Origin of the sequence: Pseudomonas parasichuanensis (genome assembly GCF_021601385.1) — a bacterium.
Classification (GTDB): Bacteria; Pseudomonadota; Gammaproteobacteria; order Pseudomonadales; family Pseudomonadaceae; genus Aquipseudomonas; species Aquipseudomonas parasichuanensis.
In genome coordinates this window covers 1-229 of sequence record NZ_BQHO01000126.1, presented here as the reverse complement: position 1 = coordinate 229, position 229 = coordinate 1, and the positions used below count along the sequence as shown (strand labels likewise).

Genomic DNA, 229 nt, shown 5'->3' with positions numbered 1-229 from the left:
AGCGCCTGCTCCAGGTAACCGGCGTGCAGCGCCGCCGCCGGCTTGAGCAGCACCGACTGGTTCCAGTGGTGGCGCTCGGGGATCGCCGTGGCGAAGAACGCCTGCTGGATCGGCAGCAACGGCGTGGCGCCGCTCAGCGGGCCCTGTTCGATCACCTGGCCGCCCTCACCCTGCTCGGCCACCGTTGCCAGCCCCTGCACCGTCTGGTGCTGGAACAGCGCCTTGGGCG

The 229-nt window shown here is 71.6% G+C and carries 1 protein-coding gene; it reads right to left on the bottom strand.

Annotated elements, in window-relative coordinates; all coding sequences use genetic code 11:
- The coding region (locus L6D77_RS27230; RefSeq protein WP_236170252.1) for a hypothetical protein at nt 1-229 on the bottom strand (229 nt) is incomplete at both ends.